The sequence below is a fragment of the Streptomyces speibonae genome (assembly GCF_984686075.1).
Map to the genome: position 1 here is coordinate 1,210,142 of NZ_OZ480260.1, position 24,635 is coordinate 1,234,776.

18 protein-coding genes, 1 tRNA gene and 2 pseudogenes are annotated in these 24,635 nt (G+C 71.2%); 5 read left to right on the top strand and 16 right to left on the bottom strand.

Translation table 11 applies throughout. From position 1 onward, the window contains the following. Positions 1-22: 22 nt before the first annotated feature. Positions 23-883: a helix-turn-helix transcriptional regulator gene (locus tag AC5L3C_RS05385; RefSeq protein WP_493647238.1), complete on the bottom strand. Its 861-nt coding sequence runs from the start codon at positions 881-883 to the stop codon at positions 23-25. A gap of 86 nt (positions 884-969) precedes the next feature. Here AC5L3C_RS05385 and AC5L3C_RS05390 point away from each other — a divergent pair, with 86 nt between their 5' ends. Next, the gene (locus tag AC5L3C_RS05390) at positions 970-1,731 is read left to right on the top strand and encodes an SDR family oxidoreductase (protein ID WP_493647240.1); all 762 of its coding nucleotides are present in this window, start codon (positions 970-972) and stop codon (positions 1,729-1,731) included. Positions 1,732-1,814: 83 nt separating this feature from the next. Further along, the gene (locus AC5L3C_RS05395) at positions 1,815-2,024 is read left to right on the top strand and encodes a 4-oxalocrotonate tautomerase family protein (protein WP_493647242.1); all 210 of its coding nucleotides are present in this window, start codon (positions 1,815-1,817) and stop codon (positions 2,022-2,024) included. 54 nt (positions 2,025-2,078) lie between these two features. Here the strand turns inward: AC5L3C_RS05395 and AC5L3C_RS05400 are convergent, their stop codons facing one another. The 4 genes and pseudogenes from AC5L3C_RS05400 to AC5L3C_RS05415 all read right to left on the bottom strand — a co-directional run. Further along, positions 2,079-3,437, bottom strand: coding sequence for a GH1 family beta-glucosidase (locus AC5L3C_RS05400; protein WP_493647244.1), 1,359 nt, complete (start codon positions 3,435-3,437; stop codon positions 2,079-2,081). A 29-nt stretch (positions 3,438-3,466) separates the two neighbouring features. Continuing rightward, complete coding sequence (locus AC5L3C_RS05405) at positions 3,467-4,342, bottom strand: carbohydrate ABC transporter permease (protein WP_493647245.1); 876 nt, start codon at positions 4,340-4,342, stop codon at positions 3,467-3,469. Beyond that, a pseudogene (locus AC5L3C_RS05410) lies at positions 4,335-4,709 on the bottom strand (carbohydrate ABC transporter permease); the annotation flags it as partial. The gene AC5L3C_RS05405 and the pseudogene AC5L3C_RS05410, both read right to left, overlap by 8 nt. Continuing rightward, positions 4,706-4,930: pseudogene (locus AC5L3C_RS05415) on the bottom strand (sugar ABC transporter substrate-binding protein); the annotation flags it as partial. The pseudogenes AC5L3C_RS05415 and AC5L3C_RS05410, both read right to left, overlap by 4 nt. A 248-nt stretch (positions 4,931-5,178) precedes the next feature. On the opposite strand from AC5L3C_RS05415, the gene AC5L3C_RS05420 reads away from it, so the two are divergent. Beyond that, positions 5,179-6,987, top strand: coding sequence for a pectate lyase-like domain-containing protein (locus AC5L3C_RS05420; RefSeq protein ID WP_493647246.1), 1,809 nt, complete (start codon positions 5,179-5,181; stop codon positions 6,985-6,987). A gap of 483 nt (positions 6,988-7,470) precedes the next feature. Here the strand turns inward: AC5L3C_RS05420 and fusA are convergent, their stop codons facing one another. Beyond that, the gene (fusA, locus tag AC5L3C_RS05425) at positions 7,471-9,519 is read right to left on the bottom strand and encodes an elongation factor G (RefSeq protein WP_493647248.1); all 2,049 of its coding nucleotides are present in this window, start codon (positions 9,517-9,519) and stop codon (positions 7,471-7,473) included. A 425-nt stretch (positions 9,520-9,944) separates the two neighbouring features. Here fusA and AC5L3C_RS05430 point away from each other — a divergent pair, with 425 nt between their 5' ends. Continuing rightward, on the top strand, positions 9,945-11,465 hold the full coding sequence (locus AC5L3C_RS05430; RefSeq protein ID WP_493647249.1) for a hypothetical protein: 1,521 nt from the start codon (positions 9,945-9,947) through the stop codon (positions 11,463-11,465). Here AC5L3C_RS05430 and AC5L3C_RS05435 read toward each other — a convergent pair. The 5 genes from AC5L3C_RS05435 to AC5L3C_RS05455 form a co-directional block, all read right to left on the bottom strand. Beyond that, the gene (locus tag AC5L3C_RS05435; RefSeq protein WP_493647251.1) at positions 11,417-13,099 is read right to left on the bottom strand and encodes a ricin-type beta-trefoil lectin domain protein; all 1,683 of its coding nucleotides are present in this window, start codon (positions 13,097-13,099) and stop codon (positions 11,417-11,419) included. The genes AC5L3C_RS05430 and AC5L3C_RS05435 overlap by 49 nt on opposite strands. Positions 13,100-13,129: 30 nt before the next feature. Beyond that, positions 13,130-15,187, bottom strand: a complete 2,058-nt coding sequence (locus AC5L3C_RS05440; protein WP_493647252.1) for a glycoside hydrolase family 2 protein — start codon at positions 15,185-15,187, stop codon at positions 13,130-13,132. A 66-nt stretch (positions 15,188-15,253) separates the two neighbouring features. Continuing rightward, positions 15,254-16,159, bottom strand: a complete 906-nt coding sequence (locus tag AC5L3C_RS05445; RefSeq protein ID WP_493647254.1) for a carbohydrate ABC transporter permease — start codon at positions 16,157-16,159, stop codon at positions 15,254-15,256. Positions 16,160-16,161: 2 nt separating this feature from the next. Beyond that, positions 16,162-17,118: a carbohydrate ABC transporter permease gene (locus tag AC5L3C_RS05450; protein WP_493647256.1), complete on the bottom strand. Its 957-nt coding sequence runs from the start codon at positions 17,116-17,118 to the stop codon at positions 16,162-16,164. Continuing rightward, positions 17,115-18,500 (bottom strand): ABC transporter substrate-binding protein, encoded by a 1,386-nt coding sequence (locus tag AC5L3C_RS05455; RefSeq protein ID WP_493647258.1) that lies wholly within the window; start codon positions 18,498-18,500, stop codon positions 17,115-17,117. The genes AC5L3C_RS05450 and AC5L3C_RS05455 overlap by 4 nt, the downstream gene beginning before the upstream one ends. 291 nt (positions 18,501-18,791) lie before the next feature. Here AC5L3C_RS05455 and AC5L3C_RS05460 point away from each other — a divergent pair, with 291 nt between their 5' ends. Further along, positions 18,792-19,808: a LacI family DNA-binding transcriptional regulator gene (locus AC5L3C_RS05460; RefSeq protein WP_493647260.1), complete on the top strand. Its 1,017-nt coding sequence runs from the start codon at positions 18,792-18,794 to the stop codon at positions 19,806-19,808. A 26-nt stretch (positions 19,809-19,834) separates the two neighbouring features. Here the strand turns inward: AC5L3C_RS05460 and AC5L3C_RS05465 are convergent, their stop codons facing one another. The 5 genes from AC5L3C_RS05465 to eboE form a co-directional block, all read right to left on the bottom strand. Beyond that, positions 19,835-20,257, bottom strand: coding sequence for a ParB/RepB/Spo0J family partition protein (locus AC5L3C_RS05465; protein ID WP_493647262.1), 423 nt, complete (start codon positions 20,255-20,257; stop codon positions 19,835-19,837). Between the two features lie 264 nt (positions 20,258-20,521). After that, positions 20,522-20,606 (bottom strand) — tRNA-Leu (locus tag AC5L3C_RS05470). A gap of 114 nt (positions 20,607-20,720) precedes the next feature. Continuing rightward, positions 20,721-21,947, bottom strand: coding sequence for a sugar phosphate isomerase/epimerase family protein (locus tag AC5L3C_RS05475; RefSeq protein ID WP_493647263.1), 1,227 nt, complete (start codon positions 21,945-21,947; stop codon positions 20,721-20,723). Between the two features lie 116 nt (positions 21,948-22,063). Beyond that, a complete protein-coding gene (locus tag AC5L3C_RS05480; RefSeq protein WP_493647265.1) occupies positions 22,064-23,467 on the bottom strand; it encodes an alkaline phosphatase family protein in 1,404 nt (467 codons plus the stop codon). After that, positions 23,464-24,633, bottom strand: a complete 1,170-nt coding sequence (gene eboE, locus AC5L3C_RS05485; protein WP_493647267.1) for a metabolite traffic protein EboE — start codon at positions 24,631-24,633, stop codon at positions 23,464-23,466. The genes AC5L3C_RS05480 and eboE overlap by 4 nt, the downstream gene beginning before the upstream one ends. Positions 24,634-24,635 lie beyond the last annotated feature (2 nt).

The following is a 24,635-nucleotide window of genomic DNA, read 5'->3' on the forward strand; positions in this document are numbered from 1 at the left end:
GTTTCGGCCAGGTCCGTCCTGGTCAGGACGTGGACTCGACGACGTCCTGGGTGCCGAGGACCGCGAGCAGGTCGAGCAGGTCGGCGCTGTCGGTGCCCACGGCGGGGGTGAACCAGAGCAGCCGCTGCCGGCCGTCCTCACTGAACAGGTTGAGGCAGTTCACCTCGAGGACCCCCAGCGCGGGGTGCCGGATGCGTTTGCGGTCGTCGCGCCGGAAGGCCACGTCGTGCTCGGCCCACAGTGCGGCGAACTCCTGCGAGGTGTCCAGCAGTGTCCGGATCAGCGACGTGACCTCGGCGTCCTTGGCGTCCCGCCGGGCGGCCGCCGCCCGCAGGTCGGCGACGAACGCACGGGACTGGGTCGCGTGCTCGGCCTCGGGGTACAGGTCCCGGGCCCGCGGTTCCATGAACCAGCGGAACACGAAACTGGCGCGCGCCCCCCGGTAGCCGGACTGGTCGCCCAGCAGCGCCACCGCCAGCGGGTTCTGCACCAGGGTGACGTGCAGGTCGGTGATGACCTGTGCGGGGGTAGAGGGCATCCGCTGGAGCAGATCGAGCATGCCGGGGTGGACGTGGGAGGCGGCGCCGCCCGCCACGGGCACGGGGCGGCCCGCCAGGTGGTAGAGGTAGGCGCGCTCGTCGGCGGTCAGCCGCAGCGCCCGCGCCAGCGCGGCGATCATCTGCTCCGAGGGCTGGGACCCGGCGCCCCGCTCGAGCTCGTTGTAGTAGTCCACCGACGCCCCGGCGAGCTGGGCGACCTCGTCCCGGCGCAGGCCCGGCACGCGGCGCCGCGGCCCGGCGGGAAGTCCCACGTCGGCCGGGCGGATCCGGTCGCGCCGCGACCTCAGGAACACGCCGAGCTCGGTGTATTTCACAGCAGCCATGCCCTCATTCTCCGCCGCTCCGTGGCCGCGGCCCAGGGGATGACATCACCTGGCTCCGCCCGCCGGCACCGCGCATCGTGAAGGACATGACCACCAACGACCCCCCTTTCACTCCGGCGCCCGAGCGGGTCGCCATCGTCACCGGCGGATCACGCGGCATCGGCCGCGCGGTCTCCGTCAGGCTGGCCCAGGACGGTCTGGCCGTCGTGGTGAACTACGCCAAGGACGTGGCGGCGGCCGACGAGACGGTGAAGACGATCACCGCCGCGGGCGGGCGGGCGATCTCCGTGCAGGCGGACGTGGCCGACGAGCACGAGGTCGCCGACATGTTCGACAAGGCCGAGCGGGAGTTCGGCGGCGTGGACGTCGTCGTGAACTCGGCCGGCCGGCTCGCGCTGTCGCCCGTCGCCGACCTCGACCTGTCGGTGCTCGACTCCCTGCACCGCACCAACATCCGGGGCACCTTCGTCGTCGCCCAGCAGGCCGCGCGGCGGCTGCGGGCCGGCGGTTCCTTCCTGGGCGTGTCGACATCCGTGGTCGGCACGCAGTTCCCGAACTATGGTGCGTATGTGGCGAGCAAGGGCGCCATCGAGTCGATCACCCTGATCCTGGCCCGCGAGCTGCGCGGGCGGGACGTCACGGTGAACACCATCGCCCCCGGCCCCACGGCCACGGACCTGTTCCTCGAGGGCAAGACGCCGGAGGAGATCGACCGGCTCGCGAAGAACCCGCCGCTGGAGCGGCTGGGCACGCCGGACGACATCGCCCGGGCCGCCGCCTTCCTCACCAGCCCCGAGGGCCACTGGATCAACGGACAGGTGCTGCGGGCCAACGGCGGCATGGTGTGAACCCGGACCCCGGCACCGGCACCACCCATTCCATTCGATGACACGGTTTTACTGATGACACGGCTTTTCTGAGGAGAACAGTTATGCCTTTCGCCAATTTCAAGGTTCCCGCCGGCACCGTCACCGACGAGGACAAGAAGAAGATCGTCGAGCGCACCACCGAGCTGTACGTGGAGATCTACGGGGAGCGCGCCCGCGCCACCACCGTCGTCCTCGTGGACGAGGTCGTCGACGGGGGCTGGGGGGTGGCCGGCAACGTCCTCACCGCCGCCATGCTCAACGGCCATTCCTGACGTCCGGCACCACCGGCGGGCGCGGGGTCGTGGGACCCCGCGCCCGCCGGCGTGTCAGGCCGCGCGCCGGGCGCGGTCCCGGTGGCCACGGATGAGGTCCGCGTAGTGGTGGCCGGAGCCCTTGATCGTGCGGACCTGGGTGGCGTAGTCGACGTGGACGAGGCCGAAGCGCTTGTCGTAGCCGTAGGCCCACTCGAAGTTGTCCAGCAGCGACCAGGCGAAGTAGCCGGCCAGCGGGGCGCCCTTGCGGGCGGCGTCGGCGCAGGCGGCCAGGTGCCGGGTGAGGTACTCCCGGCGCTCCGGGTCGTCGACGGTGCCCTCGGGGCGTACGACGTCGGGGAAGGCGGAGCCGTTCTCGGTGACGTAGAGCCTGCGGGCGCCGTACTCGTGGGTCAGGCGCAGCAGCAGGGTCTCGATGCCGCTCGGGTCGATCTCCCAGTCCATGCCGGTGCGCGGCACGCCGTCCCGGCGCACGAGGGCGGCGTAAGGGGCGGGTCCGTCCGGGTCGGCGGCGACGACCTGCGGGAAGTAGTAGTTCAGGCCGAGCCAGTCGAGGGGGGCCGCGATGGTCTCCGCGTCGCCCTGCCGCTCGGGGAGGTCGACGCCGTAGACCTCGCGCATGTCCTCGGGGAAGCCGCGGCCGTGGACGGGGTCGAGCCACCAGCGGTTGGTGTGGCCGTCCATGCGGTCGGCGGCGGCCAGATCCTCGGGGCGGTCGCTCGCCGCGTGGATGGTGGAGAGGTTGTTGACGATGCCGACCTGGGCGCCCGGGGCGGCGGCGCGGACGGCGCCGGCGGCCAGGCCGTGGCCGAGCAGCAGGTGGTAGGAGGCGCGGACGGCCGCCGCGAGGTCGGTCCAGCCCGGGGCCATCCTGCCCTCGAGGTGGCCGATCCAGGCCGAGCAGAGGGGTTCGTTGAGCGTGGCCCAGTGCCGCACGCGGTCCCCGAGGCGCCCGGCGACGGCGGAGGCGTACGCGGCGAAGTGCTCGGCGGTGGCGCGCTCGGGCCAGCCGCCGCGGTCCTGGAGGACCTGCGGCAGGTCCCAGTGGTAGAGGGTGACCGACGGGGTGATGCCGGCCTCGAGCAGGGCGTCGACCAGCCGGTCGTAGAAGGCCAGGCCCTTGGCGTTCACCGGGCCGTCGCCGCCCGGTACGACGCGCGGCCAGGCGACGGACAGCCGGTAGGCGTTGGTGCCGAGGCCGCGCATCAGGCCGATGTCCTCGCGCCAGCGGTGGTAGTGGTCGCAGGCGATGTCGCCGTGGTCGCCGCCCGCGATCGTGCCGGGGGTGTGCGCGAAGGTGTCCCAGATCGACGGGGAACGGCCGTCCTCGGCCACGGCTCCCTCGATCTGGTAGGCCGAGGTGGCCGTGCCCCACAGGAAGTCGTCGGGGAGGGCGGCGTAGTCGATGGTCACGGAGGTCCTTTCAGGGCGGGGGAAGGCGGTCACTTGACGGCTCCCGCCGTCAGTCCGGCGACCAGGTAGCGCTGAAGCAGCAGGAAGCCGGCGACCACGGGCACGCTCACCACGAGGGAGGCGGCCATGATCTGGTTCCAGTAGACGTCGTTGAGGGTGGAGTAGCCCTGGAGGCCGACCGCGAGGGTGCGGGTCGTGTCGTTCGTCATCACGGACGCGAAGAGGACCTCGCCCCAGGCGGTCATGAACGCGTAGACGGCGACCGCGACGATCCCGGGGACCGCCGCCGGGACGACGACGCGGAACAGCGCGCCGAGCGGGCCGCAGCCGTCCACCAGGGCCGCCTCGTCGAGGTCGCGCGGGACCGAGTCGAAGTAGCCGATCAGCATCCAGATGGAGAACGGCAGCGAGAAGGTCAGATACGTCAGGATCAGTCCGCCGCGGGAGCCGAACAGGGCGATGCCGGTGGCGTTGCCGATATTGACGTAGATGAGGAACAGCGGCAGGAGGAACAGGATGCCGGGGAACATCTGCGTCGACAGCACCGTCACCGTGAAGACGCGCTTGCCGCGGAAGCTGTAGCGGCTGACGGCGTGGGCGGAGAACACGGCGATGACGACCGAGCAGACGGTCGCGGCGCCCGCGACGACGAGCGAGTTCACGAAGTAGCGGCCCAGCGGGACCGTGGACCAGATGTCGATGTACGGGTCGACGGTCAGCTCGGTGGGCAGCCGGCGGAACTTCCCGGTGACGTCGGCCAGCGGCTTGAGCGAGCTGGAGATCATCACGTAGACGGGGACCAGGACGAAGCCGGTCAGCAGGGTGAGGAAGATCCGCCGGGTCCACAGGAACGAGCGGGGCGGCGCCGTCGGGGAGGCCGGCGCGGTCGTCCGGGTGCTAGGCATGCGAGGCCCTCCGCTCGCGCGAGGTGAGTGCGAGGTAGACGCCCGTGACGAGCAGCAGGAACAGCAGGAGCAGTACGGACATCGCCGAGCCGGTGCCGAAGTTCCAGGTGACGAACGACGCCTGGTAGATGTGGACCGAGATGAGGTCCGCCGCCTCGGGTGCCGTCTTGCCGAACATGACGTACGGGGTGTTGAAGTCGTTGAACGTCCACAGGAACAGCACGAGGACCAGCACCTGGTTGACGGGCCGGAGCGAGGGCAGGGTGATGCGGCGGATCTGCTGGAGCATCCCGGCGCCGTCGAGGGCGGCGGCCTCGTACAGCTCGCGGGGGATGTTCTGCAGTCCGGCCATCACGATGAGGAGAGCTTGACGTTGATGCCGGTCTGCTTCTCGAACTTGTCGAGTTCGGGCTGGAGCACCTTCTTGTCGATCTCGATACTGGCGCCCTGGTTCGAGGCCCAGTACGTGAGTTCCTTCGGCGAGTCGTTGGACCCGCCGCCCGTGCTCGAGCCGCCTCCGCAGGCCGAGGCGGTGAGTGCGAGAGACAGCATGACGGCGCCTGTGGCCGCGGCTCGGATTCTGCGCATGGCTCCTGGTGTCCCTTTCCGGGGAAGTGCTGGGGCGGGGCGTGCGATGGCGGCCCAGAAGTGCCTCATGCCTTAATTTAGGACGTGAGTTAAATCCTCCCGGCGCGGCACGTCAAGGGTTTGGGCGGACTCACCCAAGTCGTGCGCCATCCCTTGACGCATGTCTTCCGGAGATGAACCATTCAACGACGAGAGAGCGCTCCCACACCCCCACGTAGTTCACTTCCCGAACTGAGGAGAGCCGCCCCATGACGTCCGACTCCCCATCGTCCCCACGGCCCCCATCCGTTGGCCGCCGCGCCGTCCTCGGTGCCGCGGCCGCCGCGCCCATGCTGGCCGGGCTGCCCTCGGTGGCGGCCGCCGCACCTCCCGCGCACCGCCGAAAACCGCGCCGCCGAAAGCCGCGCCGGCTGAAGGGCGGCGGCGATCTCGGCCCCAACGTGATCGTCTTCGACCCGTCCACCCCGGGCATCCAGGCGAAGCTCGACGAGATATTCACCCGCCAGGAGTCGGACCAGTTCGGCCCCGGCCGCTACCAACTGCTGTTCAAGCCGGGCGCCTACCACGGGCTCAACGCCCAACTCGGCTTCTACACCTCCATCTCGGGACTCGGCCTCTCCCCCGACGACACCACCATCAACGGCGACGTGACGGTCGACGCCGGCTGGTTCGAGGGCAACGCCACGCAGAACTTCTGGCGTTCGGCGGAGAACCTGGCGCTGGTCCCGGTCAACGGCACCAACCGGTGGGCGGTCGCGCAGGCCGCCCCGTTCCGCCGGATGCACGTACGCGGCGGGCTGAACCTCGCGCCGTCCGGCTACGGCTGGGCGAGCGGCGGCTACATCGCCGACAGCCGGATCGACGGCACGGTCGGACCGTACTCGCAGCAGCAGTGGTACACCCGGGACAGCTCGGTCGGCGGCTGGCTCAACGCCGTGTGGAACATGGTGTTCTCCGGCGTCGAGGGCGCCCCCGCCCAGAGCTTCCCCAACCCGCCGTACACCACGCTCGACCGGACGCCGCTCTCCCGCGAGAAGCCCTTCCTGTACCTCGACGGCGGCCAGTACCGCGTGTTCCTTCCCGAACTGCGCAGAGACGCGCGCGGTGTCACGTGGGGCAACGGCACCCCGCGCGGCACCTCCCTGCCGCTGGAGCGCTTCTACGTCGCCAAGCCCGGCGACTCGGCCGCGACCCTCAACCAGGCGCTGGAGCAGGGCCTCAACCTGCTGTTCACGCCGGGCATCTACCACGTCGACCGGCCCGTCGAGGTGAACCGCCCGGGCACGGTCGTCCTGGGGCTCGGCTACGCCACCCTGATCCCGGACAACGGCGCCACCGCCCTGAAGGTCGCCGACGTCGACGGCGTACGGCTGGCCGGCTTCCTGATCGACGCCGGGCCCGTCGCCTCGCGCGTCCTGCTGGAGGTCGGGCCGGGCGGCTCGCGCCGGAGCCACGCCGCGAACCCCATCACCGTGCAGGACGTGTTCATCCGCATCGGCGGGGCGGGCCCCGGCCGGGCCGTCACCAGCATGGTGGTCAACGCCCGGCACACCATCATCGACCACACCTGGGTCTGGCGCGCCGACCACGGCGAGGGCGTCGGCTGGGAGACCAACCGCTGCGACTACGGCGTCGTCGTCAACGGCGACGACGTCCTCGCTACCGGTCTGTTCGTCGAGCACTTCAACAAGTACGACGTGCAGTGGAACGGCGAACGCGGCCGCACGATCTTCTTCCAGAACGAGAAGGCGTACGACGCCCCCGACCAGGCCGCCATCCAGAACGGCTCGATGAAGGGCTACGCCGCGTACAAGGTGGGCGACCGGGTCACCAGCCACGAGGGCTGGGGCATGGGCAGCTACTGCTACTACAACGTGAACCCGAGCATCGTCCAGCACCACGGCTTCGCCGCACCCGTCCGTCCGGGCGTGCGCTTCCACCACCTGATGGTCATCTCGCTCAGCGGCCACGGGCAGTACGAGTGCGTCATCAACGACACGGGCGCACCGACGTCCGGCAGCGACACCGTGCCCTCCGTGGTGGTGTCCTACCCCTGACCCCGGCGCCGCGGGGCACGCCACGGGCGATGCCGGGCCGGGCGTGCCCCCGCGGCACCGGTGGCGGCCCCCTCCCGACTCCGGGGACGGGAAGGGGCCGCCGTGCGCGCTACCGCGCGGGTGCGGGGGGGCCGGGGAGGACGCGGGGCCGCACGAGCCCTCCGCAGGACACATCACCTCCCCCACCCAACCCCGACGACGGGGACAGGCCCCCGCCGCGCACCCCGATCGCGGGGTCCGGTGCGCACGGCGGCCCCTCCCGCTCCGGGAACAGAAGGGGCCACCGTGCTCCGCCCCGCCGCAGGAGCCCGGGCCGGGGCAGGCGCGCGGCGCGCACCAGGGCTCCGCAGGACACATCACCTCCCCCACCCAACCCCGACGACGGGGACAGGCCCCCGCCGCGCACCCCGATCGCGGGGTCCGGTGCGCACGGCGGCCCCTCCCGCTCCGGGGACGGGAAGGGAGGGGCCGCCGTGTTCCGCGCTACCGCGCCGGGGCGGGGGACGGTGCGGGTGCGTAGCCGGTGGGCCGGGCGGCGAAGGTGCCGCGGCCACGGGTGCGGCTGCGCAACCGGGTCGCGTAGCCGAACAGTTCGGCCAGCGGCACGGTCGCGGTGACCACCGTCGCGCCGGCCCGGGTGACGGAGCCGGTCACCCGGCCGCGGCGCGCGGCCAGATCACCGAGCACGCCGCCCACCGCGTCCTCGGGCACGGTCACCGTGACCTCGGCGACCGGCTCCAGCAGGACCATCGCGCAGGCCCGCAGGGCGTCCCGCAGTCCGAACCGGCCGGCGGTGCGGAAGGCGGTGTCCGAGGAGTCCTTCACATGCGTCGACCCGTCGGTGAGCGTGACGCGCAGCCCGGTCACCGGGTGCCCGCCCAGCGGTCCCTCCTCGAGCGCGTCCCGGCAGCCGGCCTCCACGGCGCGCACGTACTCCTGCGGCACGCGCCCGCCGACGACCGTCGAGCGGAACTCGAAGCCGGACTCCGGTGGGTCCAGCGCCTCCACGTCCAGGACCACATGGGCGAACTGGCCCGCCCCGCCATCCTGTTTGACGTGCCGGAACACGAACCCGGACACCCCCCGGCCGACCGCCTCCCGGTGACTGACGCGCGGCCGGCCCACGGTGACGCCCAGGCCGTGGTCGCGCCGGATCTTCTCCACCGCGACCTCCAGGTGCAGTTCGCCCATGCCGGACAGCACCGTCTGCCCCGTCTCCGGGTCGGTGCGCACGACCAGCGAGGGGTCCTCCTCGGTGAGCCGCGCCAGCGCCGACGCCAGGCGCCCGGTATCGGTGCCCTTCAGCGCCTCGACCGCCACGGAGACGACCGGTTCGGCGACCCCCGGAGGCTCGAGGACCAGCGGGGCGTCCGGCGCGCACAGCGTCGATCCGGCGCGGGCCGACTTCAGCCCGACCACGGCGACGATGTCGCCGGCACTCGCCCGGTCCAGCCGGTCGTGCCGGTCGGCCCGCACCCGCAGGATGCGTCCGACCCGCTCGGCGCGGCCCGCGGTGGCGTCCCACACGGTGTCTCCCTTCTCGATCGTGCCCGCGTACAGGCGCAGGTAGGTCAGCCGCCCGGTGGCGGTGGCGTTCACCTTGAACGCGAGGGCGGCCAGCGGCGCCGCCGGGTCGGCGGTTCGCTCCCGCTCGGTGCCGTCGTCGCCCCGGCCGCGCACCGGGGGCACGTCGAGCGGCGACGGCAGCCAGGCCGCTACGGCGTCCAGCAGCGGTTCGATGCCGCGGTTGCGGTAGGCCGAGCCGCACAGCACGACGACGGCGTCACCGCCGCGGGTCAGGTCCTGCAGGGCCTCGGTGAGCGTGCCGGTGCCGACCGCGCCCGTGTCGCAGAACTCCTCCAGCGCCCTCGGATGCAGCTCGGCGACGGCCTCCTCCAGCAGCCGGCGCCGCCGGTGCGCCTCCTCTCGCAGCTCCTCCGGCACGGGCGCCGCGTCGCGGGCCTCGCCCTCGTCGGTCCAGGTCAGGGCCCGCATCCGCAGCAGATCGACGACGCCGGTGAAGGCGTCCTCGGCGCCGATCGGCAGCTGCACCGCCAGGGGTACGGGGTGCAGCCGCCGCCGTATGGAGGCGACGGCGGCGTCCAGGTCGGCCCCGGCCCGGTCCATCTTGTTGACGAACGCGATGCGCGGCACACCGTGCCGGTCAGCCTGCCGCCACACCGACTCGCTCTGCGGCTCGACACCGGCGACGGCGTCGAACACAGCGACCGCGCCGTCGAGGACACGCAGGGAGCGCTCCACCTCGTCGGCGAAGTCGACGTGGCCCGGGGTGTCGATGAGGTTGATCCGGTGACCGTCCCAGGCACAGCTGACGGCGGCGGAGAAGATGGTGATGCCCCGGTCGCGTTCCTGCGGGTCGAAGTCGGTGACGGTGGTGCCGTCGTGCACCTCGCCACGCTTGTGCGTGGTGCCGGTGGCGAACAGGATCCGCTCGGTGACGGTGGTCTTGCCGGCGTCGACATGGGCGAGGATGCCCAGGTTGCGGACGGTGGCAAGGGGGTTGGTGCGCATGGCCCGTGGCCTTTCGGAGATGAGGAGAAGGGCGGCGCGATTCCCCCTGACGCACACGGCGCCGGACGCCCAGGAGGTGGGGCGTCGCGGGTCAGGTGTGCGTCACGGGCATCCGGTACCGGCCGCGCAGCGGGCACCGGACGGACGGGGACACCAGGATCACCACGGACCGACGGGACCGGGAACGGGGAGCGGCGGCAGCGGCGCGGTCACGCACGGCCCGTCTCCCCTCCACTGGTCATGAGCGCACCGTCCGACGGCCGGGCGGCGCCTGTGCGGTGAGTGTAGGGACGGGCCTCCGGAGCGGGCCACGGATTTTCCCGGGAGGGACGGGGCGCGGCACCGTCTTCTCCGCAAGGTCAAGATCTCTTTGGACTCGGCGGCGACGGGCCCGTCTTCCCATGACCAGACCAGGAGTGGTGCTCGTGGAAGCACGTGAAATGGGGGTCCTCGGGCTGTCCGCGGCCGAGGAACACGTCTACCGGCACCTGTTGCGCAACCCGGGTGCCCAACTGGACGACGCGCACATCCTGTTGCGGCACAGCGCGGAGACCGTGCGCGCGACGGTGGATCAGCTGCGCACCCTGCGGATCATCAGGGAGGAGGACGGGGGGATGTGGGCCGCTGAGCCGCAGCTCGTCGTCGCCAGGCTGGCCGAACAGCGCCTGGAGGAGCTGTACGGGGAGATACGCGTCCTCACCCACCTCGGCCCGATCACCGACACCCTGACGCGCGACATGCCCGCCGCCGAGACACCGGAGACCGCCCCCACCGTCGAGCGGATCACCGACGTGAAGGAGATCCGCACCCGCCTGGACGAGCTGTCCTTCTTCGCCCGCACCGAGGTGCTCTCCGCCGAGCCCTACGACGCGCTCAGCGTCGAGAACATCGAGCACGCCTGTCCGTTGGACATGCGCTGTCTGCGACGCGGCGTCGTCATCCGCAATCTGGTGCGCCCCGAGGCGCTGGAGGACCCGCCGACCGCCGCGTATCTGACGGAACTCGCCGTGGCCGGCGCCGAGATACGGGTCTCCGGCGAACTGACGGAGCTGATGCTGGTGTACGACCACCACACGGCGCTGGTGCCGATCGATCCGCAGCACACCTCCAAGGGCGCGCTGTGCGCCCGGGAGTCGGGGATCGTCACCAACATCATCCGGCACTTCGAACGGCTCTGGGACGACGCCGATGTGTTCAGTCCCCTGACCGGTCTCGCCGAGTCCACGGACCCGGAGCTGACGCAGGCGCAGAAGAAGGTGCTCGCGGCCATGTGTTCGGTCGGCACGGACGAGGCCGGGGCCCGTGCCAGCGGGATGGCCCTGCGCACCTACCGGCGTCACATCTCCGCCCTGATGCAGATCCTGGGCGCGGAGAACCGCGCCCATGCCGCGCTGCTGCGTTCGTACAGGATGAGGTCGTGGTCCGCGGGCAGCAGAGATCCACCAACGCCGGCCTGCCGGAGATTCGAGGGACGGGGGAGCCGCCGCGCCGCGAGACGCACTTCTGCTCGGCTTGCTGTGACTGGAGGAGTGATCATCCTCCTGGGCCGCGGCAACGTGGATCGTGACGGACCCGGTGACCAAGCCATCACCGGCCAACTCGTCGAGTACTTCGACGGCTGGGCGGAGGAGGCCCTCGACCGCAGCTTCTCGTACTTCTCAGCCGGTGCGGAGCTGCCCGTGTTCCGCCTGGTCAACGGAGACTCCCTCGTCGTCTCGAAGTGCCTGCCGGGAAGGCGGCGCCCGCCACCGTTCTGTCCGGCAACTGCTACGCCTCGCAAGTGCTGTCTGCGAGTGGCGTCCGGCCGTGAGGGCCGGAGAGGGGGACGCACAGGGCGAACCGCCCCGTGCCCGGTCGCTGACCTGAGCACGGGGCGTTCTGGGTGTCGGGGCGTTACTCAGCCGGGCAGGTTCCACTTCTGCGGAGCCAGTCCGTTGCAGTCGTAGATCTGGAGCTTGGTGCCGTTGGCGGTGGCTCCGCCCGGACTGTCCAGGCAGCGGCCCGACTGCGGGTTGCGCAGCGAGCCGTCCGGCTGCGGCTGCCATTGCTGGCCCCCGGCGCCGTTGCACTCCCACAGCTGCACCTTGGTGAAGTTCGCCGTGCCGTTGCCGTCGATGTCCAGGCACTTGCCGAAGGCCCGCAGGGTGCCGTCGGGGTGGACGGACCAGCGCTGGCCGGTGGCGTCACCGCAGGTCCACAGCTGGACCGGCTTGCCGTTGCCGCTGATGTTCGTATCGACGTCGACGCACTTGCCGGCGCCCGCCGGACCGGTGATGTACCCGACCGGGCCGTGCAGCTCGCCCCGGCCGAAGCGGACCTCGCACTGGTTGCCGGTACCGAGCCACGTGCCCGTCAGATACAGGAAGGACGTACCGTCACTCAGCGGCTCGATGGGGGAGCTGTAGCCGGGGCAGCCGGCCTCGCCCGGACTGTAGCCGTTGGTGGGAGCGGTGAGGACGGGCGCCTCGATCTCGGTCCAGGCCCCGGCGCCGAGGTTGGTGTTGGCGAACAGGACCTGTCCCGACTCCGTCATGACGTCCTTGTCTCCGGTCGGCCCCGTGGTGACGCGCTGACCGGACAGCAGCAGGGTGCCGTTGGGACCGCCGCCGGGCAGCCAGGCGACGTACGGGGTGTGCAGGAGATGTCTGCCGTCGCTGGTCTGCGCGAGCGTGCCCTTGTTGTCCGCCGGGGACCAGTCCAGACCGTCGGTGCTGGTCTTGATGTAGGTCTCGCAGGCGTGGTCGGGGTCGGTGGCGTCCCGGCACAGCTCGTACGCCATCAGGAAGGTGCCGTTGGGCAGCGGGATGACGATGGACATGCCGGGGCGGGCCAGGTTGTCCGACGGGAACGCCACGTCCTGGGTCAGGGTGCTGCTCCAGGTCTGCCCGCCGTCGGTGGACGTGTAGTGGCCGATGACCTGGTTGTTGGTGGAGCTGTTGGCGGGGCGCTCGTCGGAGACGAAGCAGGCCAGGGTGTCGTTCTCGGTGAGTAGGAACCACGGTTCCCAGATGCCGTGCCCGATGGTGTCGGGCAGCCCCGAGGTCTCGGTGCAGTTGGACAGGTACTGCCAGGTCTCCCCGTGGTCGGTGCTCTTGAACACCTCGATCTTCTGCGCGGTGAAGTCCCATTCGTCCCAGGCGGTCGCGGCGGCCAGCAGGTCGCCCTGGTTGAGACCGTTGGCGTCGCGCGGCACCTCGTAGAGGACGGGGGCCGCGAGATCCCAGCCCGAGGTGTGCGAAGTGATTGTGGAGATCGGGGAGTTGGACCAGGTCTGCCCGCCGTCGGTGCTGCGGTAGACCGGCAGCGAGTTGGCCGCGCCCTGCCCGCGCCTGGCGAAGGTGGCGAGGACCGTTTCGTTCGGCGAGCCGTCGTGGGCCAGTCGGACGGCGCGCGGGTAGCTGTTGTCGCCCTGCGGGTGGGCGTTGAGGTCGGGTGTGGCCAGCACCTGGCCGGCGGGTGCGGCCGAGGCCGGAGTCGTGGTGGTCAGGGCGGAGAACAGGGTCGCCATGAGGGCGAGGACGCCCAGCAGGGCGGACGGTGTTCTCCAGCGCCGCCTCGGCGGTTGGGATGTGGGGATCACGGGTGGTGCGCTCCTTTCCCGAAAGGGGGGTCAGCGGGCCGGCGGGTTGTCACCGAGCTGCGGTGCGATGGCCGTGTCGACGTCGAGGGCGCTGCGCGCGACGACGGCGCCCTCGCTGACCAGGGCGAGGTGCAGCCGTCCGCTGGTCCAGCCCTTCGGGAGACGGGCGGTGACCGGTACGGCGGGTGAGAGGACGTAGGGCTTGGCCTCGGCCCAGCCCTCGGGGGCCGCCTCTCCGGGGCCGGCGGGGGCGGGACCGAAGACGTGGGTCCACGCCAGGTGCAGCTGGCCGGCGACCGGTTCGGTGCCGTGGTGGGAGACGCGTACGCCCACGGTGACCTGCCCGTCGGCGGTGAGCAGGTCCCGACCGGGGGCGACGGGGGTGATGTCGAGGACGAGCGCGGTCGGCGCGTTGACGTGCGCGGGGTCGACGCCGGCGAGGTCCTTGACCCGCCGTTCGTAGTCCAGCAGTCCGGCGGTCTCGTGCTCGATGTCGTACAGCTCGGTGTACACGTATCCGGCGAGCCGGTCGTGGCGGCGCAGTTCCTGGGTCTGCCAGCGCAGGTGCCAGCCGCGTTCGGGTGCGGTGAACCCGCCGCCGTATTCGCTGTTGAGGTTCGGCAGGCCGCGCAGCGCCTGGCCGGGGACGGCGAGCTTCTTGTGCACGACGAAGTCGGGGCCGAGCTTGACCGGGAAGTCGTCGCGGGCGCCGCCGATCAGGTCGGCGACGACGGTGGCCCAGGAGGCGGGGCTCTCGTCGTAGTAGTGCCAGTCCAGCAGGTCCGTCTTCACATGGGTCCAGCCGGAGTTGTCCACGACGGGACGGCTCGCGTCGAGCGCCTTGAGACGGTCGTAGACGTCGGCGGTGGCCTGCTGCTTGGCCTTGTCGTCGGGGATGTCCCAGTCCAGGCCCCATTCCTCGTTGTAGAGGCCCCAGATGACGATGGCCGGGGAGTTGCCGTCCCGTTCGACCATCGGCTCGATCTGCTCGGCGAACGCCGCGACGGAGGCGGGGGAGAAGCGGCCCGGCGAGGCTGGTTCGGCCCACAGGAGCATGCCGAGGATGTCGGCGTGGTGGACGAAGCGGGGGTCCTCCAGCTTCAGGTGCTTGCGTACGAGGTTGTAGCCGGCCCGCGCGGCGAGTTCCAGGTCGTGGCGCAGGGCCGCGTCGTCCGGTGCGGTGATGCCGCTCTCGGGCCAGTAGCCCTGGTCCAGTACGCCGCGCACGTACAGCCGCTCGCCGTTGAGGTACAGCTCCTCGTCGCGCACGGCGATCGAGCGCAGACCGGTGTATCCGGTGACGCGGTCGGTGCCGTCGGGGGTGGGCAGTTCGGCCTCGACGTAGTAGAGGTACGGATCGGCCGGGGACCACAGGCGCGGCTGTGCGGGCCTGAGGACGGTGTGCACGCGTCCGTCCGCGTCCGCGGTCACGCTCACCTTGGCGCCCTCGCCGCGCAGGCGCAGCCGGACCTCGGCACCGGCCGCGTTCGGGCCGTGCACCTCGGCGTCGACGGTGATCGCGGTGAGGTCGTCGGTCGGGCGCAGGCGCAGGGCGGCCAGGTGGGTCGCGGGCCGGGCCTCCAGCCAGACGCTCTGCCAGATGCCGGACGACGGGGTGAAGCAGACGCCGTCGTAGTCGTCACGGGGCATGCTGCGCTGCTTGCCGTGGACGATGTCGCGCTTGTCGGCGGGTGCGTGCACCCGCACCACCAACTCCTGTTCCCCGGCGTTCTTGTGGAGCCGGTCGGTGATGTCGGTGCTGAACGGGACGTAGCCGCCCTCGTGCCGTATCACCCGCACGCCGTTGACCCACACCGTGGCCTCGTGGTGCACGGCGCCGAAGTGCAGCACGATCCGCTGTCCGGCCCAGTCGCCGGGCACGGTGAAGGAGCGGCGGTACCAGGCGGTCGGCAGCCAGTGGGCGCCGATGCCGGAGGCCGGGGACTCCCAGGGGTAGGGGACGGTGATGTGCCGGTCGAAGTCGGGGGCGTCGTCGGCGCGGAAGTCCCAGGTGCCGTTGAGGCACAGCCAGGAGTGCGAGCGGTCGAGGTGCGGCCGGGGGTACTCGGCGCGCGGGATGGCGGGCATGTCGCTCCGTTTCGAAGAGGCGAAGAAGGAAGGGGTCGAGAAGAAGAGGAAGGGGCGGGCAGGAGGTCAGCCCTTGACGCTTCCGGCGAGGATTCCCTGGATGAAGTGGCGCTGGAGGAGGATGAAGACGATCAGCGCGGGCAGCATCGCGATGCTCCCGGCGGCCAGCAGTTCGCCCCACACGGAGGCGAAGTCGGCGCCGATGCGATTGCCGGTCACGTTCTGCGCGAGGGTGGCCAGGACGACCTGAAGGGTCTGGTGCCCCTCGTCGTTGACCGCGACGACCGGCCAGACGAAGTCGTTGTAGATGTTCATGGCGGTCAGCACACCGAGCGCGGCGAGTCCGGGCCGGATGACGGGCACCACGATCCGGGTGAACACCCCCAGCTCGCTCGCCCCGTCCATGCGTCCGGCGTCGAGGAGTTCGTCGGGGACGGCGGCGATGGTCTGGCGCATCCAGAAGATGCTGAAGGCGTCGATGCTGCCCGGCAGGATGAGGGCCTGGTAGGTGTTGACCCAGCCGAGGGCGCTCATCTCCAGCAGCAGCGGGATGATCAGCACGAGCGTCGGCAGCATCAGCGTGAGCAGGACCAGGCCGAACAGCAGGTTCTTGCCGCGGAACTCGTACTTGGCGAAGGCGTATCCCGCCAGCGGACAGAACACCATGGTCATGGCGCCCTTGACCGCCACCACGAGCGCGGTGTTGGCGAAGCCGGTCGCGATGGGGACGTCCTCGAACATCGCCCGGTAGTTGTCGAGGGTGGCCGTGCCGAGGGAGAAGGACAGGGGGTCGGTGATGATGTCGTTCGCCGGCTTCAGCGAGGAGCTGACGGCCCACCAGATCGGGTAGGCGAACAGGACGGTGAGGGCCAGCAGGGTGAGGTATTGCGGTGGCCCAGGCCGCCGGTGGCGTGGAGTCGGCCGGGTCCTGTTCCGGCGGGTCGGGGGCTGGGTGGGGGAGAGAGTCTTCATGGTCACTCGTCTCGGGTGCGCAGCAGGCGTACGGCGATCAGGGAGAGCGCGAACACCAGCAGCACCAGCAGGAAGGAGTTGGCCGCACCGGTGCCGAGGTCGGAGGCGGTGATGTGCTCGTAGAGGTACAGGCCCGCGGTGGTCGTGGAGCCGTAGGGGCCGCCCTCGGTGACCACGAACGGTTCGGCGAACATCTGGAAGACCGCCAGGGTCTGCACCACCAGCAGGAAGGTGATGCTTCTGCGCATCAGGGGCAAGGTGAGGGACCAGAACTGCCGTATGCGGGAGGCGCCGTCGAGGTCGGCGGCCTCGTAGACGGCCGGGGGCACGGCCTGGAGCCCGGCGAGCAGGATGATGATCGCGAAGCCGGTCGTCTTCCACAGGAACAGCAGGGCGAGGGTCGGCTTGGCCCAGAACGTCGAGGTCAGCCATTCGACGTCGGGGCCCCCGAGCAGGCCGAGGATGTGGTTGACGAGCCCGTACTCGGTGTCGAACACCACGATCCACACCTGGGCCATGGCCACCAGCGGCGTGATGAACGGGGCGATGAAGGCCACCTGGAACATCCCGCGCAGCTTGAGCTTGGCGTTGGCGAGCAGGACGGCGGCCGCCAGGGCGCCGAGGATCTGCACGGGCACGATCAGCAGCCACATCACCCCGCTGTTGCCGAGCGAGGCCCAGAAGTCCGGATTGGTCAGCAGGTAGGTGTAGTTGTCGAGCCCGACGAACCGGGCCTGACCCGCGCCGTGCCAGTCGGTGAAGCTCAACTGGAGGGCGTAGAGCAGCGGGTAGACCCCGAAGGCGGCGAAGACGACGAAGAACGGGGCGATGAACGCGTACGGTGCCAGGCGCGGCCCGCGCCGGGGCCGGCGCGGGCGGGACTCGGTGCCAGGCCGGTGCCTGCCCGTCCCGGCGGATACGGCCGCCTCGGGTGTTCGTCCGAGCGTGGTGGTTCTCATCGCGCCCGGTCCACCAGGTTGCGCTGGATCTTGCGCGCCGATTCGTCGATGACGTCGTCGGGGGTCAGCTTGCCCTCGATGAGCCGCTGGAGGTTGTTGCCGAGGTAGTCGACCGACTGCGCCCACCAGCCGGGAATCGGCGCGGCGGCCGGAATGTCGGCGGACGCCTCCACGGCGACCTTCCACAGGTCCTGGTTGCCGAGCGCCTGCACCGGCTCGAACAGCGGTTTGTCGGCCTTGCGGGCCGGCGCGTAGCTGGGTACGGAGGTGCTCAGGCCCTTGGGGTAGACGTCGTTGGGGCCGTACACGGCGGTGTAGCCGGGCTCCTTGAAGCACAGGAACTCGTACAGCAGCCAGGCCAGTTCGGGGTTCTTCGCCTTGGCCGGGATGATGAAGCTGCTGCCGCCCATGGCGCCGCTGCGGGCGCCGCCGGGCGTCCAGGCGGGCAGAGGCGCGGCACGCCACTTGCCCTTGGTCTTCTTCAGCAGCTGCTGCGGGGCGAACGACCACCAGATCGCCCAGGGCACGAACGCCTGCCTGCCGTCCTCCAGGGCGGCGAGGTCGGCGGGCTTGAGGTATTCGGCATGGGTGACCAGTTTGTCGCCGACGGCGGCCTGTATCCAGCGCAGGATGCGGCGGTACTCGGGGCTGTCGAGGCGGAGTTGGCCCCGGGCGTCGGCGAGGCTGGTGCCCTGCTGGTTGGCGAGCATCTCCAGCCACAGCTGGCCGAGGAAGGGGTCCTTGTCCAGGTGGATGGGAGCGGCGCGGCCGTCGCGCTCCTTCAGGGCCCTGGCCGCGTCGAGGAGGTCGTCGTAGGTCTTGATTCCGGCCGGGTCGACACCGGCGTCCTCCAGGAGATCCTCGCGGTACCAGAGCAGACCGGGGTCGAGGTCCCACGGGACGCCGTAGATGCGCCCGTCCACCGTGTTGACGGAGAGCTTGTAGGCGGAGGTCTGCTTGCGGTAGGGCGCGATCAGGTCGGTGAGGTCGTAGAGGTGCTCGGCCTGGCTGCCGATCTTGGCGTCGTCCCAGAAGCTGCCGTCCGGCACATCGGTGCCCGAGACCAGGGTGTTGGCGAGCTTGGCGTCGATGTCGACGGCCTGATGGTTGACCTTGATCTTCGGATACGCCTTGCGGAAGGCGTCGATCGCGGCGTCGAAGACCTTGAACAGGTCGCCCGAGCGGTTCCAGATGGTGATCTCGCCCTTGGCGGAGGCGCTGGGCGTGCCGGCGAGCCTGCTCGGCTCCGCCGCGGAGCCGGAACCGGGGGTGCAGGCGGCGAGCGGACCGGCCGTCGCGGCGAGCGCTCCGGCCCCGAGCGTGCCGCGAAGGACGGTGCGGCGGGCGACATTTCGGGCGTGCACAGGATGGGGCGCGGACATGGGGGCGGCTCCTGGAGGAAGAGGGAAGGGGTGATCGGCTCGAAGTGTGCAGATGGGGTAGATGAGCTCAAGTCACGTGTGCGGCGCGTATCGGGCCCTTTGCGACGATGCAGAGAGTATGCATAGCGTTTTGCAACGATGCAATACCCGAGTAGGATCCGTGTAACAGGCCGTCATCGTGGCCGGGCCGCTCAGGAGAACCGTCGGGCGTCCGGCGGCGACGGGCGCCCGGTGTCACGCCGCTACCAGGGCATGGCGCGCGTGCGCCCTCCGAGGAAAGGAAGGACGTGCATGGCAGGCGCCACGCTGCGCGACGTCGCCCGTCGCGCCGGGGTCTCCATCCGGACGGTGTCCAACGTGGTCAACAACTCCGTCCCGGTCTCGGACGAGCTGCGCACACGCGTGAACCAGGCGATCGAGGAACTCGACTACCGGCCGAACCTCGTCGCCCGCAACCTCCGCAGGGGCCGCACCGGCATGATCGCGCTGGTCGTCCCCGAACTGGACGTGCCCTACTTCGCGGAGTTGGCGCGCGAAATCATCACCGCCGCCCGCTCCCACGGGTACGTCGTCATGCTCGACCAGACCGACGGCGACGGCGAGCGTGAACGGGAACTGCTCGGCCGCGACTCACGGGCCACCATGTTCGACGGGCTGCTGCTCAGCCCGCTGGCCATCTCAGCCGAGGAACTGCGCCACCGCGCCAACCGCGTGCCCGTCGTGCTGCTCGGCGAGCACATCTTCAACGGCAGCTTCCACCACGTCGCCATCGACAACATCGCCGCGGCACGCGAGGCCACCGAGCATCTCGTCGGCCTCGGCCGCCGCCGCATCGCCGCCATCGGTGACCAGCCCTACGCCACCGGCGAGACGGCCCAACTGCGCACCATCGGCTACCGCCAGGCGCTGCAGCGGGCCGGTATCGGCATCGACGACGACCTGATCGTCCCCACTCCCCGCTTCCACCGCCACCTGGGCGCGGAGGCGATGCGCCGGCTGCTCGCCCTCCCCGAGCCCCCCGACGCCGTCTTCTGCTACAACGACCTGCTCGCCATCGGCGCCATGCACGCCATCGCCCGCGCCGGACTGCGCGTCCCCGAGGACATCGCGGTCGTGGGCCTCGACGGCATCCAGGAGGGCCACTACAGCTCACCCACCCTCACCACGGTCGCCCCCGACAAGGCGGAGCTGGCCCGCGCCGCCGTAGGCGCCCTGCTCGGGATCATCGACGGCTCGGCGACCGAGCCGAAGGAGATCAGGACGACGCACCGACTGGTGGTGAGGGAGAGCACTGCAGGCCGGGAATGACCGTGTGAGGGTGTGCGATCAGGGCGTCACCAGGTCGCTGGGATCGGTGTTGGCGCCGCACAGCACCACGCACACGTTTCCGCCGGAGGCGATGGTGACCGCGGCATCGGGAAGCGTGCCCGCTTCACGGTGGGCCCGGACGAAATTCTGGGCGCCGCGGGCCTTGAAACTGCCGGTGTGCTGCGTACGACGGCCACGAAGGCCTCGGCGTCGGAGCCCTCGAACCAGCGCACCGGGACCCGGTCCAGTCCGCGCAGCCGTGCCGCGGCCAGCCGGTGGTGCCCGTCGATCACCCGCAGCGTGGCCCGGTGGACCAGCAGGGGCGGCATGGTCTCGGCGCGCTCGGCGAGCTGCCGGACGTGGTCCGTGTCCAGGCCGTCGAGCCGGGGCGAGTCTCCCTCGGCCAGCGCGGCGGTCTCGATCTCAGCAGCGCCCTGGTCCGTCGTCATCGGGCCCCTCCCCGGGAAAGCTCGCACCCTTGTGCCGCCGGTAGGAACCCTGCCCGTGACGGGGGCCTGGTGGGCGCGGCCGACGTGGCAACTTGCGGCCACGGGCCGACACTCTCTTGCCACGCGGGGGCGGCGCCTTGCCGCGCGGGGGCGGCGCGCGCCCGCCCGCGTCCGGCCCGGCCCGTCCTGCCCCGGACATGCCGAGAGGGCCGTGACCGGTGAGTCACAGCCCTCTGGAACGCGTACGCGCGATGAATGGGTGAGTGTCCGAGGGGGGACTTGAACCCCCACGCCCGATAAAGGGCACTAGCACCTCAAGCTAGCGCGTCTGCCATTCCGCCACCCGGACAAGGTGTCCGCCGCCTGAGCGGGAGTGCTCCCCGCGCGGCGACATGGACCACCATACCAAGGTTTCGCAGTGCCTTTCACCTGCGTTTTCCATCACCGGGGGCGGGCGGCCGGGTCAGCAGCGCCGCTTGCGCAGGGCGGCCATGTTGTCGTAGCTGATCTTCGCCTCGCGCAGTGACTGCGCGGGGTCGGTGGCGCTCGGGGAGTTGTCGTCCTCGACCATCGGGTTGTGGTAGTTCATGTGCCCGATGCGCGAGAAGAACGTCGTGTAGTCCATGTCGCCGGTGCCGAAGGGCACCATGTCCCAGCCCATGCCGTTGGTGGTGTCGACGACGCCGTCCTTGGCGTGGAACAGGGGGTAGCGCTTGTTGTGGCGGGCGACCAGGGCCGCGGGGTCGAAGACGTTCTCGCGGGTGGAGCCGTCGTGGGCGGTGTAGGTGTGGAACTTGTACTGGGCGACGTGCGCCCAGAAGATGTCCATCTCCAGCCAGACGAGCCGCGGGTCGGTGATCTTCAGGAAGTACTCCAGCTTGCGGATGCCCGAGCTGCGGGTGGGCCGGCCCTGGTCGTCCAGCGGCCCGCCGTCGAGCAGGAAGCCGTAGGCGCCGTCGTGGTTGTGGGTGTAGAGCTTGATGCCCTCGCGGCGGGCGATCTCCCCCAGGGCGTTCCACTTGTCGGCGGCCACGTCCCAGTCGGCGCGGTGGGCACTGCCGGTGGGGTCGCCGCCGGTGCCCATGTGGTCCATGCCGAGGATGTTGGCGATCTCCAGGTGCTTCTTGAAGGTGTCCTTGTCCTCCCTGGTCAGCGGCCAGGAGGACGGGATGAATCCGTGGTTGCCCTGGGCGCGCAGCCCGTAGTCGTCGAGCCACGAGCGCAGCAGTCTGGCGCCCCGGACGTTCTCCAGGTCGGCTCCGCCGGGCGCGTTGTCGTGCTGGCGGTAGCCGGCGAACTCCACCTGGCGGTAGCCGTGGCGGGCCAGCTGCTTGAACACCTCGCGGAAGCCGGAGGGCAGGTCGCCGGCGAGGGGGTCGCGGGCGGTGGCGTCACGGACGGTGTAGAGGATGATGCCGCGCTTGTGCGGCGGGACGAGCACATGCCCGTGCCCGTGTCCGTGTCCGTGTCCGTGTCCGTGCCCATGGCCGTGTCCGTGTCCGTGGTCTCTGCCGCGGTCGTGTGCGAGTGCGGGGGACGCGCCGAAGACGGGGGCCGCGATGGCTCCGGCCGCCACGGCGGTGCAGGTGCTGAAGAAGCGGCGCCGGTCCACGCCGAGGCTGCGGCGCAGCCCCTCGTCCGGGGCGTCGGCGGCGGTGTCGGTGCGGGAGGGATCGGGGTTCAGGGTCACGAGTGGCCTGCCTTCTCGGTCGTGGCCGGTTCCGGTGCGGCCGGGACCGGCCCGCTGTCAGTGCCGTGTGTTTCACTCTCGGTAGTCGGAAATCGGCGGCCGTGCGTGGGGCGGCGTCAGCCGAGTCCGGCGAGCCGGAGCAGGAGTTGTTTCACATCGGTGGCCGCGACGCGGTCGCCGACGGCGCGGGGGGTGGAGCAGATGAGGAGCGGACCGTCGTCGTCGCTCGCGGGGAGGCGGCCGTGGCTGCCCCGAATAGGTGAGGGGTCCAGGGGCACGACCGCCATGCGGTAGCGCATGCCGAGCTTCTTGCGCGCCAGGGCGGTGGCCGCCTTGACCTTGACGTAGGGGTCGAGCGGGTCCATGAACAGCTCGACCGGGTCGTAGCCGGGTTTGCGGTGGATCTCGACGAGCTGTGCGAAGTCGGGCGCGCGGGCGTCGTCGAGCCAGTAGTAGTACGTGAACCAGGCGTCGGGTGCGGCGACGGCGACCAGTTCACCGGCGCGCGGATGGTCGAGGTGGTGGGCCTTCTTGCCCTCGTCGTCGAGGAGCTGCTCGATGCCGGGCAGGCCGTCGAGTGCGGCGCGGGCGGCGTCGAGGTCCTCCGGCCGGCGCACGTAGACGTGGGCGATCTGGTGGTCGGCGACCGCGAAGGCGCGGGAGGCCATCGGGTCGAGGTACTCCATGCCGTCCTGGGTGTGCACCTCGAGTAGGCCCGCGCGGCGCAGGGCGCGGTTGATGTCCACGGGCCGGTTCACGCGGGTGATGCCGTACTCGGACAGGGCGACGACGGTACGGCCCTCGTCGCGGGCGTCGTCCAGCAGCGGGGCCAGGGCGGTGTCCAGATCGGCGGCCGCCTGGAGGGAGCGCGGGTCGTCGGGGCCGAAGCGCTGGAGGTCGTAGTCGAGATGAGGGAGGTAGCAGAGCGTCAGGTCGGGGCGGCGGGTGCGCATGATGTGGCGGGTGGCGTCGATGATCCACTGGCTGGAGACCAGATCGGCGCCGGGGCCCCAGAAGTGGAACAGCGGGAAGGTGCCCAGCTTCTCGGTGAGTTCGTCGTGCAGGGCGGGCGGCCGGGTGTAGCAGTCGGGTTCCTTGCGGCCGTCGGCGTAGTAGACGGGGCGGGGCGTGACGGTGATGTCGGTGTCCGCGCCCATGGCGTACCACCAGCAGATGTTGGCGACGGTGTAGCCGGGGTGGGCGCGGCGGGCGGCGTCCCAGAGCTTGTCCCCGGAGACCAGTCCGTTGTGCTGCCGCCAGAGCAGGACGTCGCCCAGCTCGCGGAAGTACCAGCCGTTGCCGACGATGCCGTGTTCCGAGGGCATGGCGCCGGTGAGAAAGGTGGACTGGGCGGCGCAGGTCACGGCGGGCAGGACGGTGCCCAGCGCGGCACGGGAGCCGGACTGCCCGAGCGACTTGAGATGGGGCATGTGGTCGAGCAGCCGGGGGGTGAGACCCACGACGTCGAGGACGAGGAGGGGGGTGGGGCCGGGGGCGGCGCCAGGGGTGGTGTCGCTCATGGGAGTTCCTTCAGGCCGAGGTCCGTCAGGAGGTCGCGGGCGAGGGTGAGTTCGGCGGCGATGCCGTCGGCGAGCCGGCTGCGGCCGCGGGGGCGCAGGGCGGGCGGCAGCGCCTGCCAGGTGTAGGTCTCGACCTCGAGGTGACGGGTGAGCGGGTGCGGGCCGCCGACGAGCCGGGTCAGGGCGGATTTCAGCACCGGCAGGGTGGAGGTGAGGGGCGCGGTGGGGGCCGCGTGCAGCGGGACGTGGAAGTGGGCGCGCCAGGGCGCCGCGTCGGGCAGGGCCTCGCCGGCCAGGGCCTCGTCGAGGTCGTCGGTGCCGCGCAGGCCGGCGAGGGTCGCGGTGCGGGTCTGGTGCAGGAAGCGGGGTTCGGCGAAGGCGGCCAGGGCCTCGCGGACCTCGGGGAGGTGGGGCTGGTCGGCGTGCAGGGCGGCGGAGAGCTGGGACTTGACCACGGGCACACCGGCCCGGGTGAGGTCGTCCAGGGCGGTGTGCGGGTCCTCGAAGGAGGTGGCGAGGTGGCAGGTGTCGACGCAGATGCCGACGCGGTCGTGGGCGATCGCGGTGAGCGGGGCGATGGCGTCGCGGGTGGTCTCGACGACGCAGCCGGGTTCGGGTTCCAGGCCGACGCGGATGGAGCGTCCGGTGAGGTCCTGGAGGGCGTCGAGGCGGTCGGCGAGGGTGCGCAGGGCGGTGCGGGCCGCCTCCGCGCGCCGTTCGTCGTAGGCGGTGCGCCAGGCGAGGGGGAGGGTGGAGATGCTGCCGTCGGTGACGTCGTCGGGGAGCAGTCCGGCGAGGACCCGGGCCAGCGCGATGGTGTGGTCCAGGCGTTCGGGGTCGCCCCAGTCCGGGGTGTAGACGCGGTACTTGACCTCCTCGGCGCCGAAGCCCTCGTAGGGGAAGCCGTTGAGGGTGACGACCTCGAGGCCGCGCCGTTCGAGTTCGCAGCGCAGTCCGCGCAGGGCGGAGGGGTCGGTGACGAGGGCGTGGGCGGCGTCCTTGGCGAGCCACAGGCCGATGCCGAGCCTGTCCCGGCCGAGACGGCGGCGGACGGGCTCGCAGTGGTCGCGGAGCTGGGCGAGGACGCCGTCGAGGGTCTCGGCGGGGTGGACGTTGGTGCAGTAGGCGAGGTGGACGGTGGAGCCGTCGGGGTGGCGGAAGCGCATGG